This is a genomic window from Algicola sagamiensis DSM 14643, from assembly GCF_000374485.1.
Lineage (GTDB): Bacteria > Pseudomonadota > Gammaproteobacteria > Enterobacterales > Alteromonadaceae > Algicola > Algicola sagamiensis.
Map to the genome: position 1 here is coordinate 123,037 of NZ_KB894495.1, position 18,302 is coordinate 141,338.

Annotated in this window: 11 protein-coding genes; 9 read left to right on the top strand and 2 right to left on the bottom strand. The window is 43.8% G+C overall.

From position 1 onward, the window contains the following. Positions 1-255: 255 nt before the first annotated feature. Positions 256-1,263 (bottom strand): UDP-glucose 4-epimerase GalE, encoded by a 1,008-nt coding sequence (galE, locus tag C505_RS0109705; RefSeq protein ID WP_018692416.1) that lies wholly within the window; start codon positions 1,261-1,263, stop codon positions 256-258. Positions 1,264-1,654: 391 nt separating this feature from the next. On the opposite strand from galE, the gene pdhR reads away from it, so the two are divergent. The 6 genes from pdhR to upp all read left to right on the top strand — a co-directional run bounded on the left by pdhR (position 1,655) and on the right by upp (position 9,885). Beyond that, positions 1,655-2,416, top strand: coding sequence for a pyruvate dehydrogenase complex transcriptional repressor PdhR (gene pdhR, locus C505_RS0109710; RefSeq protein ID WP_026317868.1), 762 nt, complete (start codon positions 1,655-1,657; stop codon positions 2,414-2,416). Positions 2,417-2,505: 89 nt separating this feature from the next. Beyond that, positions 2,506-5,175, top strand: coding sequence for a pyruvate dehydrogenase (acetyl-transferring), homodimeric type (gene aceE, locus C505_RS0109715; protein ID WP_018692418.1), 2,670 nt, complete (start codon positions 2,506-2,508; stop codon positions 5,173-5,175). 13 nt (positions 5,176-5,188) lie between these two features. Then, positions 5,189-6,841, top strand: a complete 1,653-nt coding sequence (aceF, locus tag C505_RS0109720; protein WP_018692419.1) for a pyruvate dehydrogenase complex dihydrolipoyllysine-residue acetyltransferase — start codon at positions 5,189-5,191, stop codon at positions 6,839-6,841. A gap of 153 nt (positions 6,842-6,994) precedes the next feature. After that, positions 6,995-8,422 (top strand): dihydrolipoyl dehydrogenase, encoded by a 1,428-nt coding sequence (gene lpdA, locus C505_RS0109725; RefSeq protein ID WP_018692420.1) that lies wholly within the window; start codon positions 6,995-6,997, stop codon positions 8,420-8,422. 62 nt (positions 8,423-8,484) lie between these two features. After that, positions 8,485-9,198: a tRNA-uridine aminocarboxypropyltransferase gene (locus C505_RS0109730; RefSeq protein WP_018692421.1), complete on the top strand. Its 714-nt coding sequence runs from the start codon at positions 8,485-8,487 to the stop codon at positions 9,196-9,198. 30 nt (positions 9,199-9,228) lie between these two features. Continuing rightward, positions 9,229-9,885, top strand: a complete 657-nt coding sequence (gene upp, locus C505_RS0109735; RefSeq protein ID WP_018692422.1) for a uracil phosphoribosyltransferase — start codon at positions 9,229-9,231, stop codon at positions 9,883-9,885. Positions 9,886-9,911: 26 nt separating this feature from the next. Here upp and C505_RS0109740 read toward each other — a convergent pair whose 3' ends face one another. Further along, positions 9,912-10,874, bottom strand: coding sequence for a GGDEF domain-containing protein (locus tag C505_RS0109740; protein WP_018692423.1), 963 nt, complete (start codon positions 10,872-10,874; stop codon positions 9,912-9,914). Positions 10,875-11,119: 245 nt separating this feature from the next. On the opposite strand from C505_RS0109740, the gene C505_RS0109745 reads away from it, so the two are divergent. The 3 genes from C505_RS0109745 (at position 11,120) to acnB (ending at position 18,242) form a co-directional block, all read left to right on the top strand. Further along, complete coding sequence (locus C505_RS0109745) at positions 11,120-13,195, top strand: M13 family metallopeptidase (protein ID WP_018692424.1); 2,076 nt, start codon at positions 11,120-11,122, stop codon at positions 13,193-13,195. Between the two features lie 115 nt (positions 13,196-13,310). Beyond that, positions 13,311-15,320, top strand: a complete 2,010-nt coding sequence (locus tag C505_RS0109750; protein WP_169337029.1) for a M13 family metallopeptidase — start codon at positions 13,311-13,313, stop codon at positions 15,318-15,320. 324 nt (positions 15,321-15,644) lie between these two features. Beyond that, positions 15,645-18,242 (top strand): bifunctional aconitate hydratase 2/2-methylisocitrate dehydratase, encoded by a 2,598-nt coding sequence (acnB, locus tag C505_RS0109755; RefSeq protein WP_026317870.1) that lies wholly within the window; start codon positions 15,645-15,647, stop codon positions 18,240-18,242. Positions 18,243-18,302 lie beyond the last annotated feature (60 nt).

Consider the following 18,302-nt stretch of genomic DNA (forward strand, 5'->3'; position numbering starts at 1 on the left):
TGTACGGTTCATATTTCGGTGGTCGAATTGATGAATACTTCTCTTGATATTCCAACCGACCTTTATTTTCTGGTTGTTAACATTGATGCTTAAATACCAATGAGAGAACTTGTTTAATGCAAACAGTAGATTGCAAATGTTGTTCATTGCTGCTTATTTCAGCTGAATTTTTAATAGATGTTATTACTCTCTGAAATCGACTCAACATTACCAACATCAGAAGCATCTGATAAAAAATCTAATTATTAGAGGTAATTAATTATATCCATTCGGGTTTTTGGACTGCCAATGCCATGCATCTTCAAGCATATTGTCGAGTGAGAGTTCGGTTTTCCAGCTCATTTCTTTGAGCGCCGCATCAGGGGCTGCATAGCAGCATTCTGCATCGCCTTCACGTCTTGGCATCATTTGATAGGGGAGCTTTTGCCCAGTAACAGCTTCAAATCGAGAGACCAACTCTAAGACAGAAGTTGGCTTTCCTGTTCCAAGATTCAATACTTTTAACCCACATTGTTTCTGAATCAGATTGAGTGCTTGGACATGCCCTTTTGCTAAGTCAACAACATGGATGTAATCGCGGACAGGCGTTCCATCTATGGTGTTATAGTCTTGACCAAAAATACTTAGGACCTTTCGTTTACCAATGGCAACCTGCGTGAGGTAAGGAAGTAGATTTCTTGGTTCGCCTAGCGGATCTTCACCAATGAGTCCGGAATGATGTGCGCCAATCGGATTAAAGTACCGTAACATGACAATATTCCACTGGCTATCTGATACCGCAAGATCTGCAAGGATCTGTTCACCAAAGTATTTGGTCTTTCCATAAGGGGTGATTGGTCCAATTGGATGGGCTTCATCCATCGGTGTATACACTGGATCACCATAAACGGCTGCAGATGATGAATAAATAATATTTTTGATATTGAATTGTGCCATGCATTCCAGCAAGGTCACTGTTGCTGAAATATTATTTCGATAATATGCGAGAGGCTGCGAAACAGACTCATTGACTGACTTCGAAGCGGCGAAGTGGATGACACTTTTGATTGGATGCTTCTCGAAGATTTGCTTCAAGAGTTGGGCGTCACCAATATCTCCTTGGTAAAATGTCAGATCTTTGCCTGTGATTTCTTTGACTTTTTCTAAGGCAAGTTCTGTTGAATTTTGTAGGTTATCGATCACGACAACAGACTCTGACTGGTTTATCAGTTCTACGAGAGTGTGACTACCGATATAGCCTGCGCCACCAGTAACGAGGATCATGAACAACTCCATCAAAAATAAATTGTGACGTATTATATCGATCTGGAATGGAAAATGCCTGTAAAATTATACTTTTTATGGTCAAAGTACGCCTTACAAAATTTAATAACATTTACTTATATTAAATTTTAAAAATAAATCTAAATAGTGATTTTATTTTATCCTCTTTTATATGGTTCCTAATAGAAAAGATGGAATGAATCAAGTTGAGTCAGCCTAGACTTATCTAGAGCGGTAGCTCTAATTCTCTTGCCTGAAATAACCCCGAGATGCTTTACCGGATATGGAATATTTGCTAATCTTTCTTGTCACTAATATCTTGGTAAGACCAATTTACCATTTTGAATGAAATGAAACACATCATGTGGTGTGCTTTGGAGCGATTCAAGCATTGACTTCAATTAAAATAAAGCCCGCAAAATTGTCCGATGTGATTGTTGAGCAACTTGAGCAGATGATCATTGAAGGAACGTATCGCGCGGGGCAGAAATTTCCTCCAGAGAGAGAACTGGCGAAGCAATTTGATGTGTCTCGTCCTTCTCTACGCGAAGCGATCCAGAAACTCGAAGCCAAAGGCCTTGTGACACGTAAACAAGGCGGTGGGACGTTTGTGTCTGCACAAATGAAAAATACAGTGTCTGATCCACTTGCGGATTTACTCAATCGCCATCCCGAATCTCAATTTGATTTATTGGAGTTTCGGCAGGCGTTGGAAGGGATTTCTGCATTTTATGCAGCACTACGTGGTACTGAAGCCGATCACGTCCAAATTCAACAACGTTTTGAAGAATTAGAGGCTGCGCAAGCAACAGAAAACCTTGATGAAGAAGCAAAATCAGCTTTTCGCTTTTATTTAGCAATTGCAGAGGCTTCTCATAATCTGGTGCTGCTACACTTTGTCAGGAGCTTAGAACAGCTTCTGGAAAAAAATATTCGCCAAAACCTAGAGATCCTGAAACAACGCCCGGATGTCGCGGTGCAGATAAAAGCACATCGTCGATTTCTTGTTGATGCGATGACAAAAGGAGAACCGGATAAGGCGCAAAGTGCGAGTAATGCGCATTTGGCTTATATCGAGGAAATCATCCTCGAAATCAGTAAAGAAAAAACAAGAGTTGAGCGCTCACTGCGTCGAAATCGGCAAAAATCGTAGCGTTTACTCGAAAAATTCCTAAGTGTTTTTAATGATGTATGTGGTGGTTTTCAATCAACCGACACATCAACAATTGTAAGGACAATAGTATGTCAGATATTCTCGCTCATGACATCGATCCATTGGAAACTGATGAATGGATCGACGCCTTAGAAGCCGTCCTCGAAGAAGAAGGGCCAGAGCGTGCGCACTATCTTTTAGAAAAGTTGATAGATAAAGCACGTCGCAATGGTGCTCATATGCCATATGATGCGACAACGGCTTATATCAACACGATCCCGGCAGGCCAAGAGCCGTCAATGCCTGGCGATCAATCGATTGAAGCGCGTATTCGTTCCGCAATCCGTTGGAATGCACTCGTGATGGTTCTTCGTGCATCGAAGAAAAATCTTGAGCTAGGCGGACATATCTCAAGCTTTGCGTCCTCTGCAATGCTATATGATGTTGGTTTTAACCATTTCTTTCAAGCACCAAACGGTGAATCCGGTGGTGACTTCTTATTTATTCAAGGCCATGCATCGCCTGGTATCTACGGTCGTGCATTCCTTGAAGGCCGTTTTAGCGAAGACCAAATGGATGGTTTCCGTCAGGAAGCGTTCCAAGATGGCTTGTCATCTTACCCGCATCCAAAATTAATGCCTGATTTCTGGCAGTTCCCAACGGTATCAATGGGCTTAGGTCCAATGCAGGCAATTTATCAAGCGCGTTTCTTGAAGTATCTTACGGACCGTGGCATTAAAGATTGTTCTGATCAGCGCGTTTACTGCTTCATGGGAGACGGTGAGTGTGATGAGCCAGAAAGCTTGGGTGCAATCGGCCTTGCAGCACGCGAAGGCTTGGACAACCTGACGTTCGTCATCAACTGTAACCTACAGCGCCTTGATGGCCCAGTTCGTGGTAATGGCAAAATCATTCAGGAGCTGGAAGGCACATTCCGTGGTGCAGGTTGGGAAGTGATCAAAGTGATCTGGGGTTCATACTGGGATCCACTTATCGCACGTGACACATCTGGCAAGCTGCTGGAAGTCATGGAACAAACCGTTGATGGTGAGTACCAGAACTGTAAAGCAAAAGGCGGCCGTTACACGCGTGAAAACTTCTTTGGTAAGTCTCCAGAGACTGAGCGTCTCGTTGCGAATATGTCTGATGAAGATATTTGGCGTTTGAATCGTGGCGGGCATGATCCGGTGAAGGTCCATGCTGCGTATCACCGTGCTGTGAATACCAAAGGCCGTCCGCAAGTGATCTTGGCGAAGACCGTGAAAGGCTACGGTATGGGATCTGCAGGTGAAGGGAAGAACATCGCGCACCAAGTTAAGAAAATGGAACTCGATGCGGTCAAACATTACCGTGATCGTTTTAACATTCCTGTTTCTGATGAGCAGTTGGCTGACTTGCCATACTACCGCTTCGAAGAAGATAGCGCAGAATACAAATACATGATGGAGCGTCGTAACTCTCTTGGTGGTTTGATGCCAAAGCGTCGTGCACAAACGGACAAAGAAGTTGTGCTTCCTGAGATGAAAGCATTTGAAGCGATCACCAAAGGTTCAGGTGACCGTGAAATTTCAACAACAATGGCATTTGTTCGTGTCCTGACAGCATTGTTGAAAGACAAAAAGTTGGGCAAGCGTATTGTTCCAATTATCCCTGATGAAGCACGTACTTTCGGGATGGAAGGTTTATTCCGTCAAGTTGGTATCTATGCGCACGGTGGCCAGAAATACACGCCACAAGATGCGGATCAGGTTGCTTACTACCGTGAAGACCAAAAAGGTCAGGTACTTCAAGAAGGCATCAATGAGCTAGGAGCTATGGCATCTTGGTTATGTGCAGGGACTTCTTACTCAACGGTGAATGAGCCGATGATCCCGTTCTATATCTATTACTCTATGTTTGGTTTCCAACGTGTGGGTGATATGGTTTGGGCCGCTGGCGACAGCCAGGCACGTGGTTTCTTGATTGGTGGTACAGCAGGTAGAACAACGCTTAACGGTGAAGGTCTCCAGCACCAAGATGGCCACAGCCACCTTCATTTTGGCACAGTACCAAACTGTGTGACTTACGATCCAACCTATGGCTATGAAGTCGCAGTGATCGTTCAAGACGGTATGCGTCGCATGTATGGTGAGCAAGAGAATATCTTCTATTACCTCACTGTGATGAACGAAAACTACGCACAACCTGCAATGCCAGAAGGCTCTGAAGAAGGCATTCTTCGTGGTTTATACAAGCTAGATAGCGTGAAAGGCAAGGGCAACAAACTGAACGTTCAGCTCATGGGCTCTGGTACGATCTTATTGCAAGTTCGCAACGCAGCAGAAATCCTAGCGAAAGACTACGGTGTGAATTCAACGGTTTACAGCGTGACCTCTTTCAACGAGCTTGCACGTGATGGTCTGGATGTAGAGCGCTGGAATATGCTTAATCCTGAGTCTGAGCCGAAGAAAGCATTCGTCACAGAAGTATTAGAAGGCGAAAAAGGCCCTGTAATTGCGGCGACAGATTATATGAAGCTGTATGCTGACCAGATCCGTGCTTGGGTTCCTGAGACTTTCCACGTACTTGGTACAGACGGTTTTGGTCGTTCAGACAGCCGTGAAAACCTGCGTCGTCACTTTGAAGTTGATGAGAAATACGTGGTTGTTGCTGCCCTTGCACAGCTTGCACGTCGTGGTGAGATCAAACCGAAAGTCGTGGCAGAAGCGATTGAGCGTTTTGAAATCGACACCGATAAACTCAATCCGCTTTACGCTTGATAAGGAGAAATTCATGGCGAATATCAAAGAAGTTTTTGCTCCTGATGTCGGTGGCGATGAAGTTGAAGTCATCGAGCTATGCGTTGAACCAGGCGAAAGCGTAGAAGCGGAAGATTCCTTGATCACGGTTGAAAGTGACAAGGCATCGATGGATATCCCGGCACCATTTGCTGGGGTGATCAAAGAATTAAAAGTTGCTGTTGGCGACAAAGTGTCAGAAGGCACTTTGATTGCGATGCTCGAAGAAGCGGGTGCATCTGAAGCACCAGCTGTTGAAGTACCAAAAGAAGAAGCAGCCCCAACGCCTGTAGCAGAACCTGAGCCAGCATCAGCACCTGTTGCACAGGGCGGAGAACAAGTGATAGAAGTCACCGTGCCAGACATTGGTTCTGATGGTGAAGTTGACGTCATTGATGTGCTTGTTGCAGAAGGTGACACCGTTGCAAAGGAAGACGGTTTGATCACCCTCGAAACTGACAAAGCAACGATGGATGTACCATGCCCAGAAGACGGTGTGGTTGATTCTTTGAAAGTCGCAACGGGAGACAAAGTCTCTGAAGGCTCTTTGGTACTGACACTCAAAGTAAAATCTGCTGCGGCACCTGCTCCAGTAGCAAAACCAGCGCCTGCTCAAGAAGCACAAACAGTAGAGGTGCCTGCACAGGAAACAAAGCAAGCAGCATCAAAAGCGCCACCAGTCCCACATCACCCATCAGCAGGTGAGCGTAAAGGTTCTGGTGTTGTGCATGCAAGCCCTGCGGTGCGTCGTTTAGCACGTGAGTTTGGTGTTGATTTAACGAAAGTCAGCGGCACAGGCCGTAAAAATCGTATTTTAAAAGAAGATGTTCAGTCTTACGTGAAATACGAGCTATCTCGTCCGAAGGCAACTGGCTCTTCATCTGTAGGTGCAGGCACTGGTGGTCTTCAAGTTATTCCACAACCGAAAGTTGATTTCTCGAAGTTTGGTGAAGTGGAAGAAGTACCACTGACGCGTATTCAGAAAATCTCTGGTCCGAATTTGCACCGTAACTGGGTCACCATCCCACACGTAACACAATTCGACGAAGCAGATATCACGGATGTTGAAGCGTTCCGCAAAGAACAAAACGAAGTCGTCAAGAAGAAAGATCTTGGCTTCAAGGTGACACCACTTGTATTCATCATGAAATCAGTGGCCAACGCGCTCCGTGCTTATCCAGTGTTCAACTCATCACTCTCTGAAGATGGTGAGCACCTGATCATGAAGAAATACGTGCATATCGGTATTGCAGTGGATACACCAAATGGTTTGGTTGTCCCTGTGGTTCGTGATGTGGATCAGAAAGGTATCTATGAGTTGTCGAAAGAACTCATGGGTATCTCGAAGAAAGCACGCGACGGTAAGCTGACTGCGAAGGATATGCAAGGTGCATGTTTCACGATTTCAAGTTTGGGTGGCATCGGTGGTACGGCATTTACACCAATTGTCAATGCGCCAGATGTTGCAATTCTTGGTGTCTCGAAGAGCGAGATCAAGCCGAAGTGGAACGGTAAAGAATTTGCTCCGCGTCTGATGTTGCCACTTTCACTATCTTATGACCACCGTGTCATTGATGGTGCTGTTGCAGCGCGTTTTGCGGTAGAAGTGAGCAGTGTACTTTCTGATATCAGAAAACTCGTTTTATAACACGAAAATGCGAAGGCGCTACCCATAGTCAGGGATAGCGCTTTCCTGCTAGAATTCTGGCTGAACGTGAGAGTAATCTCACGATGCACTTAAGTATGCCAGAGAACAAAGAATTTTGGGACAAACCCAGCAAAGAATAACTAGAGGTTCGCAATGAGCAACGATATCAAAACCCAAGTCGTCGTACTTGGTTCCGGCCCGGGCGGTTACTCTGCCGCATTCCGCGCGGCAGATTTAGGACTGGACGTCACACTTGTTGAAGCAAACAAGTCGCTGGGTGGCGTTTGTCTTAACGTAGGTTGTATCCCTTCAAAAGCCCTTCTCCATGTCGCAAAAGTAATTGATGACGCAAAAGATATGGCTTCCCATGGTGTGACTTTTGGTCAACCAGAAATCGATTTAGACAAGATCCGCAAGTGGAAAGATAAAGTTGTCAAGCAGCTGACAGGTGGCTTAGACGGCATGGCGAAAATGCGTAAAGTGAACGTGGTCAATGGCTACGGCAAATTCACAGGCGCAAACACCCTTGCTGTGGAAGGCAAAGACGGCACGACAACTATCACGTTTGACAATGCGATCATTGCTGCGGGTTCTGAGCCAGTTTCATTGCCGTTTATTCCTAAAGACGATCCTCGCGTGATCGACTCAACAGGTGCGTTAGAGCTTAAAGACATTCCAGAAGAAATGCTTGTCATTGGTGGTGGTATCATCGGTCTTGAGATGGGTACTGTGTACTCTTCATTAGGCACGAATGTGAGCGTTGTTGAATTCTTTGACCAGCTTGTACCCGCAGCGGATAAAGACATCGTCAACGTGTACACCAAGCACAACAAAAAGCGTTTCAACATGATGTTATCGACGAAAGTCACTGCTGTTGAAGCGAAAGATGACGGTTTGTACGTTTCTTTCGAAGGAAAGAATGCGCCAGAAAAAGCGGTGCGTTATGACAAGATCCTTGTGGCTGTTGGCCGGGTCCCAAATGGTAAGTTGCTTGACGCAGAAAAAGCGGGTGTTCAGGTTGATGATCGTGGTTTCATCAATGTTGATAACCAGCTTCGCACCAACGTTCCGCATATCCATGCGATTGGTGACATCGTTGGTCAACCAATGCTTGCACACAAAGCGGTTCATGAAGCACACGTTGCAGCTGAAGTCATTTCTGGACAGAAACACTACTTCGACCCACGTTGTATTCCTTCTGTTGCATATACAGATCCTGAAATCGCCTGGGTTGGTTTGACAGAGAAAGAAGCAAAAGAGCAAGGTGTCAACGTTGAGAAAGCGGTATTCCCTTGGGCTGCTTCTGGTCGTGCAATTGCCTCAGCACGCTCTGAGGGTATGACGAAGATGTTATTCGAAAAAGACACAGGTCGCGTTGTTGGTGGTGCGATTGTTGGGATCAACGCAGGCGAAATGCTTGGTGAAATCGGTCTTGCAATCGAAATGGGCGCAGATGCTGAAGATTTAGCATTAACGATCCACGCGCATCCAACATTGAACGAGTCGATTGGTCTTGCTTCAGAAATCTTTGAAGGCAGCATCACGGATTTACCAAATCCAAAAGCCAAAAAGAAAAAGTAAGTTTAAAATCAACGAATAAAGGCCTGATCTTCAGGCCTTTTTTTCGACTGTGAGTTAATGAGATGAATGCTGTTGTTCGATTAAGAGAAGCATTAAAAGAAAAGTCGACCCGTGAGTTTCGAGCGCGAGGTAGTGCAATTCAGCGTTGTTCAAGCTGTTTAATGAGCAAAGCGCTGTGTTATTGTGATTCTGTTCATACAGTCTCTTCAGCGGTAGGGTTTTGTCTTTTGATGTTTGGCTCAGAAGCCTATAAACCGACGAACACTGGGCGACTCATTGCTGATATTATCCCTCAGACTTTTGCATGGAAGTGGTCAAGAACACAACCATCAGAGCAATTACTCACATTGCTCACCCAAGAAGGTTGGCAACCGATCCTGGTATTCCCTCATGATGAGGTAGAGCGAGCAAGACAGTGCCATGAAGTACTTCTGGGGGAGCAGAAATCAGGTACTCAAAAACAACCACTGTTTGTTTTATTAGACGGTACTTGGCGACAAGCGAAAAAAATGTTTCGTAACAGCCCTTATTTAACGCAGTATCCCGTATTGTCCATTCAACCGGATACATTGTCTCTTTACGGTCTAAGGAAAAGCGACAACCCGGCACACTTGTGTACCGTCGAGGCCGCTGTTGTGCTTTTGGAAATGGCGAAGGAACACAATGCAGCGCAGGCGCTCGCATCACATTTTCAACGTTTTAAAACGGATTATCGGCAGATCCGCTCGAACCGTATTGCGTGTTCGTCTTCATCCGTTTTAAAGCAAGTCACATGAATCCAACTATGAAATAAAAAAGGCAGCACCATGAGTCTCTTTATCTTGAATCAAAATCGCTCAGTCGCGAATGAATTTTTAGCAGAACTCCGTGATGTGAATGTGCAGGGCGACTCAATGCGCTTTCGCCGAAACCTACGGATGTTAGGTAATCTTCTCGCATATGAAGTTTCAAAATCTCTGAACTATGAGACACAACAGGTAGCAACTCCACTGGGTACAGCTGCGATTGATCGAATTGAGTCTCAACCCATTTTGCTCACCATTCTGCGGGCTGGTTTGCCGTTCTACGATGGCTTTTTAGATATATTCGATAAAGCATACAGTGGCTTTATTGGTGCATATCGTCGTCATGACGAAACCGCAGAGGATGGTTTTGATATTTACTTAGGCTACAGTGCATTTCCCGATATTTCTGGGCGAGATATTATCGTTGTGGATCCGATGTTGGCCACTGGGAAATCACTCGCGAAATCGTTGAATAAAATCCTCGAAATGGGTCAGCCTCGTTCGATTAAAATCGTTGCTGTCATTGCAGCACCAGAAGGCGTTTCTTATCTTCAGGAAAATGTTCAGTCAGACGTAGAAATTTACCTTGCTGCGATGGATGAAAAGCTCAATGAAAAAGCCTATATCGTCCCAGGCTTGGGTGATGCTGGTGATTTAGCCTACGGTGAAAAACTATAATGGAACTGGCCCTTGTAAGGGCCATTTTACTCAATAATTTTTTGAACAATACAATGACGCCCTTTGCTTTTTGCGGCATAAAGAGCTTGGTCCGCAATATCAAGTAATTCTAGATGACTACAAACAGCTGGATCTTGAACAAAAACATGCCCGATACTGAAAGTGATGTATTCATGTTCACTTTTTTGATGCTCAATATTGAGTCTTTCGATTTCTGCTTGAAGCTTCTTCGCAAGCTTTGCACCAAACAATGCAGTTCCTCCTACCGAGAAAACTGCAAACTCTTCCCCACCATACCGAGCAACAATATCGGTATTTCTTTTGAAGACGCATCGAAGTGCTTGACCAACTTTTTCAAGACAATGATCACCTTCAATATGTCCATAGAAGTCGTTATAAGCTTTAAAATGATCAACATCCATCATAAATAAGGAGAAGGGAAGGTTATTTCGTTGAGCAAAAGTAAATTGTGCTGGATATTGTTCTAAAAAGTAACGTTTGTTATGTAAGCCCGTTAATGCATCGGTTTCCGCTTGCTCTTTTAAATTTTTATTTGAGTCACGCAGATCACACATTTCAAGGACGAGCTGCTTTTGCAAATCGACCTTTTGTGTAATATCTTTTTGTATACCAAGAAAATAGAGAATTTCACCCTCGTCACTCCGAATCGGAGAAATACTGAGTTCATTCCAAAAACGCTCTCCCGTTTTACGATAATTTTTTAAGACAACCTGGCATGGCTCCCCTTTTTTTAAAGCCTCTCGTAGCACCTGTATTTCGGGTTGGTTTTGGTCATCACACTGTAAAAATCGACAGTTTTTATTCAGTACTTCCTCTTTTGTATAACCCGTCGTTATTTCGAAAGCGCGATTGACATATACGAGTGGGCTATCATCCAAGTTTGGATCGACCAATGTTACGCTATCTCTGAGCTCAGATAAGATTGTATCGAAAAGCTCGATGCTAATAGCTAGCTTTTTGGGTAACATATGGGCTCCTTTTCAATACGAAGTGTTCCTGTTGCATATCCGCTAACCATAGATATAAAATCATGCATTGTACAGTTATCATACTATGTATAAGCCATTTTTTCATGGGCAGTGACTTTCATTTGAGATTGTGAATACACAAATTGAAACAATTCTTTTGGATGAGATATCGACAGACCTTTGCCTTTCAACCTCCCTGTGAGTAATATCGTGCTCTTTGCGAATAAAAATTTGAGGGTAGGAAATTGAGAAAGCGACTTTCATTACTGTCTGCGGGTGTTCTTCTCGCATTAGGGATCAGTGGTTGTTCAGCGCCACACCAAGAAACAGTGGTTCACCATGAAAAAAATAAAGTTGTACAGAAACAAGCGCTTGGTTCAGGTATTTTCAAATCAAATATGGATTTATCTGTTCGCCCACAGGATGACTTTTTTGGCTATGTAAATGGTGGTTGGTTGAAAACCCACGAATTGCCAGCGGATAAGTCCCGTGATGGTGCTTTCATGGAACTGCACGAGCAGTCCGTTAAGAATATGAAAGCCATTATTACCGAGCTATCCAAAAACCCGAATGCCTCTTCAGTGAAAGAAGCGAAGCAAATTGCTGATTTGTATAACAGCTATATGGATGAAGCGCACTTAACAAAACTGGGCACGAAGCCGATTCAGCCTTTCTTAAAAGAAATTGCATCACTCTCTGATAAAGCACAATTAAGTGCACTTTTTGGTAAAATGGGGCTTATTCATGTTGATAACCCATTAGGTTGGTATGTTCATTCAGACGCAAAGAACTCTGGTACGAATACAATTTACTTCTACCAATCGGGTCTAGGTCTTCCAGATAGAGACTATTACTTTAATCAAGGTGAGAAGTTCGACACTATCCGTAAAGCCTACCAAACATATGTGGCAGAACTATTCTCGGCTGCAAAATACCCTGATGCTGACAATGCAGCAAAGCGTATTTATGCATTAGAAGAAAAAATTGCCAAACATCAATGGACGAAGGTCGAGAACCGCGACAGCGATAAAACATATAACAAGCTTTCTTCAGATAAAATTGAAGCAATGTTGGGTGATATCAGCTGGGCGGATTATACGCAGGCAATGGGGATTCAACTGGATGAAGCCATTATTTCTCAGCCAAGTTACCTTGAAGGCCTTGCAAAGGTATTCTCAGAAACTGATTTACAAACATGGAAAGATTACCTTTCTCTTCAATATATTAGCGGCTTTTCGGGTTCAATGGGAACAGAATTTGAAAAGATCAGCTTCGAATATTATGGCAAAACGTTGAGTGGCCAGCAGGAAATGCGTCCACGCTGGAAACGCGGGATCAGTCGTGTGAATTCACTCTTGGGTGAAGCAATGGGTAAAGTGTATGTCGATCGTCACTTTAAACCCGAAGCAAAAGAACGCATGGAAAATCTCGTGAGTAACCTGATCAAAGCCTATGAAAAGGGGATCAAAGGTTTGGAATGGATGTCAGAAGAAACGAAAGAACGTGCTTTGGTTAAACTCAGCAAGTTCAAGACGAAGATTGGTTACCCAGATAAATGGAAAGACTACTCTGATTTGACGATTAAATCGGATGATCTTGTCGGGAACCAAGTTCGCTATTCGATGTGGCGTAGCCAAGATAGCCTCAAAGATATCGGCGAGCCTGTGGATCGTGATAAATGGTTGATGACACCACAAACTGTGAACGCATATTATTTGCCGACAGGTAATGAAATCGTTTTCCCAGCAGCAATTCTACAACCGCCGTTTTTCAATCTAGATGCAGAAGACGCGGTCAACTATGGGGCGATTGGTGCAGTAATTGGTCATGAAATTGGCCACGGGTTCGATGATCAAGGTGCAAAATACGATGGTGATGGTAACTTGCAAAACTGGTGGGCTGAGAAAGATCTAAGCGAATTCCAAAAACGTGGTAAAGCGTTAGTGGATCGGTTTAACAGCTTTAAACCATTTGACGATGCGCATGTCAATGGTGAGCTGACACTCGGTGAAAATATCGGTGACCTTGGCGGGGTGACCATTGCTTATGAAGCTTATAAAATGTCATTGAATGGTAAAGCATCACCTAAAATCGATGGTTTCACTGGTGAACAGCGCTTCTACATCGGATATGCGCAAGCATGGAAAGTAAAAGCAAGAGAGAAAGTCGCACGACAGTTATTGTTAACTGATCCACACTCCCCACCTCGTTATCGTGTCAATGGCATATTGCCAAACGTTCCTGCGTTTTATGAAGCATTTAGCGTCAAAGAAGGGGATAAGATGTATTTATCACCCAATGAACGCGTAAAAATTTGGTAAAACAATGAGTTAAAAAGCCCCTATGTAAAGGGGCTTTTTATTTGATATGATTTTGTCAATTTTTCGACTAATTTTAATGTTCATGATGAAAATGATACCCAAGCTTGTTGTATGGATGGTGTTTTTTCTGCCATTGTCCATATCTGCAACAACGCTTCATTCCTATGCTGGGACACAACTTGTTTCAGGTATTGTTCGAGATAACTTCGATCAAAAAACACGCCCACAAGATAATTTCTACCAATACGTCAATGGTGGTTGGCTTCACTCTTTCAAATTACCTGACGATAAGTCGAGATATGGAACATTTGACGAATTACAAGAGCAGTCTAAGCGTGATGTGCAATCAATTCTTCTGAGTCTGGGAAAGAAAAAATCCATCTCAGCAGAAGAGAAGAAAGCATTGGCCGCTTATCAGGCATTTATGGATTTGAAGAAACTGGATCAATTAGGCGCATCTCCAATTCAACCGCTTCTTGCTGAAATTAATAAAATTCAAGATAAAAAGTCTTTGAGCGCGCAAATTGCTAAATCATTGGAGTATGGTGTTGAAACACCACTAACTTGGTTTGTAATGCCCGATAAAAGAGATTCAATGAAGAATCAAGTCTATTTCCATCAATCCGGTTTAGGTTTACCAGATAGGGATTATTATCTTGAGCAGTCTCCACGTTTTAATGCTATTCGGAACGCTTATCTCAACTATATGGAAGACATGCTGAAACTGGCTGGATATTCTTCGGTAAAAGCATCAGCAGAGCGAGTGTTGGCACTTGAGACTCAAATTGCAGAAGTACAATGGTCTCGTGTGGAGAATCGGCAATCGGACAAGACGTATAATCTAAGAAAAACTTCTGAGTTAGCTCGTGTGATGAATGTGATGAATTGGCAAGCGATGAGCCAGGTCTGGCAACTTGAAAACCACACTGAAGTTGTGATTCATCAACCATCTTATATTCGTGGTCTTGCTCAGATTTTCAAAAAAACAGATTTACAGAGCTGGAAAGATTATCTTGCACTTCGAACAGTGAGTGCATTTGCAAAATACTTGAGTGCTGAATTTGTCCTGAGGGACTTTGAATTTTATGGAAAAGTATTACGTGGTGTAACGATGTTGAAACCTCGTTGGGAACGAGGGGTGGAACATACAAATCAGATTATTGGCCAGGCAGTTGGAAAAGCATATGTGAAAAAGCACTTTAGGCCAGAAGCAAAAGCGAGAATGGACAAGATGGTAAAAAACCTGACGCGTGCTTACACAAAGACGATCCAACGCCTTGATTGGATGAGTGAAGAAACGAAAAATAGAGCCTTGGTTAAACTAGAAAAGTTTCGTCCAATGATTGGCTTCCCTGAAAAATGGGAAGATTACAGCGCTCTAGAGCTTCGTCCTGATGATTTGTTTGGTAACTATCAACGCTCTGTAAAGTGGTTTTATAATCGTTCTCGAGAGGACTTGAGTAAACCTGTGGATCGGACTCGTTGGATAATTAATCCGCAACTTGTGAATGCAGGGTATAATCCGACGACAAATCAAATTTTCTTCCCGGCAGGCATTTTACAGCCACCATTCTTTAATGTGAAAGCGGATGATGCAGTGAATTATGGCGCAATTGGTACAGCAATTGGCCATGAGATAAGCCATGGGTTTGATGATCAGGGAGCGCAGTATGATGGAGATGGTAATCTGAAAAACTGGTGGACGAGTCAAGATAAAGCAGAATTTGAAAAGCGAAGTCAAAGACTGATTGATCAATTCAATAAGTTTTACCCATTCCGAGATGCCCATGTGAATGGCGAATTAACACTTGGAGAAAATATTGGTGATTTAAGCGGTGTGATTATTGCTTTTGAGGCTTACAAAATGTCTTTGAAGGGCAAAAAGTCACGAGTGATAGATGGTTTTACTGGAGAGCAACGCTTTTTTCTGGGCTTTGCTCAGATCTGGAGAAATGTTTACCGAGAGGCCGCGCTACGGAAAAGGCTTCGGACAGATTCTCATGCGCCGCCACAGTACCGGGTGTTGGGTACTTTAAAAAATGTCCCTGCTTTTTATCAAGCATTCGATGTTAAAAATACAGATAAAATGTATTTGAAGCCAGAAGATCGGGTCATTATCTGGTAAATCTGAAAGGCGGTGGTATGTTTTTGTTTGCAGAAGTAGAAACAGAACACCGCTGACAGGCGATTTATCGCAAATCTATCTATGCTAAAGAGGTTATCAGTCTTTATGTTTACTTTTAAGTGACAGTTAAGGCGATCGAGCGACCAATATCAGTACAAATTGTACAAAAGTTGATGAGTATTCATGAGATTTATACTGAATATAAGTTCAACGACGGACCGTGTCGTTTAAAATATAGGATAAACCCCTTATAATTCACGGTCTAATTGGATTAAGTGGATGGGTGCTGTTTGGCAAAACGGCCCAATTGAAGAGGATACTATCGTGCTTCAAGAATATCGTAAACACGTTGAAGAGCGTGCTCAAGAAGGGGTGGTTCCTAAACCACTCGACGCGCAACAGGTCGCTGACCTTATCGAACTTATCAAAAATCCGCCAGCAGGCGAAGAATCTTTTCTGATCGACTTACTTGAAAACCGTATTCCACCAGGCGTGGATGATGCCGCTTATGTGAAAGCTGGTTTTCTTGCTGCTGTTGCAAAAGGAGAGGCATCATCGCCAATCCTCACGAAAGAACGTGCGACAGAGCTACTTGGCACAATGCTTGGTGGCTACAATATCGAGCCAATGATTGATTTGCTCGATGATGAAGCGCTTGCGCCTATCGCAGCGAAAGGCTTGTCGCATACATTGCTCATGTTTGATCGCTTCTATGACGTAGAAGAAAAAGCAAAAGCGGGGAACAAACACGCACAGCAAGTTGTTCAGTCTTGGGCAGATGCTGAGTGGTTTACTGAGCGTCAAGAAATAGCTGAAAAGCTCACAATGACCGTCTTTAAAGTCTCTGGCGAAACAAACACAGATGATTTGTCTCCAGCACCAGATGCCTGGTCTCGTCCGGACATTCCTCTTCATGCATTGGCTATGCTTAAAATGCCACGTGATGGCATCAAGCCAGATCAAGAAGGAACGGTTGGTCCAATCAAACAAATTGAAGAGCTACAAGCAAAAGGTCATCAGCTGGTTTATGTTGGTGATGTTGTTGGGACGGGCTCTTCTCGTAAGTCTGCGACAAACTCCGTATTATGGTTCATGGGTGAAGATATCCCAAATGTACCAAACAAACGCGCTGGCGGCTTATGTCTAGGAGGTAAAATTGCACCTATCTTCTTCAATACAATGGAAGACTCAGGTGCGTTACCAATCGAGCTGGACGTGAGCAAACTGAATATGGGTGATGTGATTGATATTTTCCCATATGAAGGTGTCGTCAAGCGTCATGGTACAGATGAAGTGATGTCTGAGTTCACTCTCAAATCAGATGTGCTGCTTGATGAAGTCCGTGCTGGTGGCCGTATTCCACTGATTATCGGTCGAGGTTTGACAACGCGTGCGCGTGAATCACTTGGCCTAGAGCCATCGACTGTTTTCCGCGCGTCTGTTCAGGTTGCTGACACAGGTAAAGGCTATACGCTTGCGCAGAAGATGGTTGGTAAAGCGTGTGGTGTTGAAGGTATTCGTCCAGGTCAGTACTGTGAGCCAAAAATGACAACTGTTGGCTCTCAGGATACAACTGGACCGATGACGCGTGATGAGCTCAAAGACTTAGCTTGTCTTGGCTTCTCAGCTGATTTGGTCATGCAGTCTTTCTGTCATACAGCCGCTTATCCGAAGCCAGTTGATGTAAATACACACCATACATTGCCTGACTTCATCATGAACCGTGCAGGTGTTTCACTTCGTCCAGGTGATGGGGTTATTCACTCTTGGTTGAACCGCATGTTGTTGCCAGACACTGTTGGTACCGGTGGTGATTCACACACACGCTTCCCACTTGGTATTTCTTTCCCTGCAGGTTCTGGCCTTGTTGCTTTCGCAGCAGCGACAGGCGTAATGCCTCTGGATATGCCTGAGTCTGTATTGGTTCGTTTTAAAGGTGAAATGCAACCAGGAATTACTTTGCGTGATTTGGTTCATGCAATCCCTTATTATGCAATCCAGCAAGGTCTACTCACTGTAGAGAAGCAAGGCAAGAAGAATATCTTCTCTGGCCGTGTATTAGAAATCGAAGGTCTTGAGCATTTAACTGCGGAGCAGGCATTCGAACTATCTGATGCATCAGCAGAGCGAAGTGCGGCTGGTTGTACAATCACATTGTCGGATGACTCAGTTACAGAATATCTTGAATCAAACATCGTCATGTTGAAGTGGATGATTTCGGAAGGATATGGTGACCGTCGTACAATCGAAAGACGTATTCAAGCGATGGTCGCATGGCTTGAAAATCCACAGCAAATGCGTGGTGATGCGGATGCGGAATATGCAGCGGTTATCGACATTGACTTGGCTGATATTAAAGAGCCAATCTTATGTGCACCAAACGATCCTGATGATGCGCGTCTTCTTTCAGAAGTGACAGGTGATAAGATCGATGAAGTTTTCATCGGTTCTTGTATGACGAATATTGGTCACTTCCGTGCAGCGGGTAAATTGCTTGATAAATTCAACGGCACTATTCCTACGCGTCTTTGGATTGCACCACCGACGAAGATGGACCAGGCTCAGCTTACGGAAGAAGGCTATTATGGTATCTTTGGACGTACAGGTGCGCGTATCGAAATTCCTGGTTGTTCACTATGTATGGGTAATCAGGCGCGTGTTGCAGATAATGCAACCGTTGTGTCAACTTCAACGCGTAACTTCCCAAACCGTCTTGGTAAAGGTGCAAATGTGTACCTTGCATCCGCTGAGCTTGCTGCAGTGTCTTCTATTGTCGGTAAATTACCAACACCAGAAGAGTACCTTGCTTACGCAAAAGAAATCGACGCAACAGCGGCAGATACATACCGTTATCTCAATTTCCATCAAATGTCGGAATATACCAAAAAGGCGGATGATGTGATCATTCAGCAAGCGGTATAAAAACTGACTGTATAAATACGGAATTAGTATTAAAATGAAAAGCCCTGTAGTCGCACTACA